The 2267-nt window shown below is 43.0% G+C and carries 1 protein-coding gene and 1 pseudogene; one reads left to right on the forward strand and one right to left on the reverse strand.

The window, feature by feature from the left end:
* On the reverse strand, window positions 1-210 hold a 210-nt coding region (locus tag B3N33_RS00145; RefSeq protein WP_292591749.1), incomplete at its 3' end, for a hypothetical protein.
* A 906-nt stretch (window positions 211-1116) separates the two neighbouring features.
* Here B3N33_RS00145 and B3N33_RS00150 point away from each other — a divergent pair.
* Window positions 1117-2267, forward strand: a pseudogene (locus tag B3N33_RS00150) (hypothetical protein); the annotation flags it as partial.

Raw genomic sequence — 2267 nt, forward strand, 5'->3', positions numbered from 1 at the left:
GTGAAAAATGGAGTCTGACCCTGTTCTATTATATCTGTCAATGATGCCATCTGTATCGGTTCCTATCCATTCAAAAGAATTCGTCGATACCTGAATGACGCCTTCGAGGCCCCTGACTTTCAGCAATATGGGTTTCAGATTAGACGGAACACAGGATGAAACCAAAAGGATCAAAACGAAAGCTATTACCCAAACAGATACTCTTTTCATCGAAATGGCCCCCAATAGGATACTTGACTTGAGAAGGAAACGAGAAGACCGAAATGTTTATTACAGATTGCACGATCTTACGTTCTACATTATAACATTCTATATATCTAATAATGCTAGAACCCTCTTGAGTAGATTTAATTATGATGCATTACGGAACCCAACCCAAACCTGTTCAAAACGATCTTTCACTTTTTGTTAAAGGTTTTCAAAGAAACACGACAAAAGGATTGTCGCTATAACAATCCACAATCTAATTTGCTCTTTAATGCATGACATTGCGAGTTCTCTTTCGGATTGACTAGAACCAATCAATATACGCGAGTGCGTCCCATGACAAGAAAAGTCCTTACTTACTGTTTTACTAACTGTTCTTTTGCATCTCATTGACTGGCACAACTTGGATAATTGAAGGGTCGGGCCTAAAGAGTCATAGTACTTGTTCGTTTATTTGACAGCAACACTATGCCTTATATCTAGGTTTTCTGGAGTACACAGACAAATGTCAGCCGGATTGAATGTGTGTGTGATCTTTATAGAATAAGTTCGTTTTTACTCATGCAAGAACTATCGTGGCTCTCGAATTTACTCTTGTTTAAGAAATAACTGTTTCCAACAAAAACACAATAGCTCCCTTGGAGAAGTTCAAAGACTATCTCGTGAAGATTCTGCTATAGAAAATAAGTACTCGAATACCGAAACATTCCCAGCAAGAGCTCGTCAAAGGAGATGTGAGTCACTTCGCCATTTGTGCAACATCTCCTTAATAGCAATGTCTACTTCACTTTGTAAATAATGTAACTTGTGCTATATTGATGTTGCGAGTGTGTTGCACACCTTGTCGTTTGTTGTCTAGACTTCCCGTGTTTAATTCGAGTTCGAGGCTTGACTCATGGAGGTGCGATTATGAAGAACTGCTCTATTTCTGTTCTGTTGCTTATGCTGCTAGTAGCTTCGACGCTTCTTATCACAGGGTGCCCTGGTGTTCGGAACAGACTTCCGACACTGATCAAAATCAGTGGGCCGTCTGGAACTATATCTCAGAGCAGTACAACATTCATCTGGAATGGCAGCGACCCGGACGGGACGATAACGACGTACGAATTCAGGAAAGACGGGATTAGTTGGGAAACTAACGGGTTATCTTCTTCTTATGAATGGAGTGGATATAAAGAAGGGGTTCATACCTTTGACGTCAGGGCAAAAGATAATGAAAATGCTTACTCCAACATAATTAGCTGGACTTTCACATATGAAAACACTTCCTTTTCCAAGTGCCTTGGTGGGTCGGATTATGATGAAGCACACAGCATCTGGCAAACGAGCGACGGCGGCTATATCATCGCCGGGTATACAAATTCGAACGACGGAGACGTTTCTGGCAATCATGGCAGAGGCGATTACTGGATAGTGAAATTGGACCGCAAAGGTAACATCATTTGGCAAAAGTGCCTTGGCGGGTCGGATTATGATGAAGCACAAAGCATTCAGCAAACTAGCGATGGCGGCTTTATCGTGGCGGGGAGTACGTGGTCAAACAATGGAGATGTTACTGGCAAACACGGAAGTAGTGAAGAATTCGATTACTGGATAGTGAAATTAAACGGTACAGGTAACATTGCCTGGCAGAAGTGCCTTGGCGGGTCAGCTGATGATGAAGCATTAAGTATCCTGCAAACTAGCGATGGCGGTTTTATCGTTGCCGGGTATACAAGGTCAAACGATGGAGATGTTACTGGCAAGTATGGCGGAACTGATTACTGGATAGTGAAACTGGACAGTATAGGTAACATCATTTGGCAGAAGTGCCTTGGCGGGTCAGCTGATGATGTAGCATTCAGCATCCAGCAAACTGCCGATGCCGGCTTCATAGTTGCCGGGGTTACAAGTTCAAACAATGGAGATGTTACTGGCAAGTATGGCGGAACTGATTACTGGATAGTGAAACTGGATAGCACAGGTAACATAACATGGCAGAAGTGCCTCGGAGGGTCAGCTGATGATGCAGCATTCAGCATCCAGCAAACTGCCGATACCGGCTTCATAGTTGCCGGGGT

Source organism: Mesotoga sp. UBA5825 (assembly GCF_002432955.1).
Lineage (GTDB): Bacteria > Thermotogota > Thermotogae > Petrotogales > Kosmotogaceae > Mesotoga.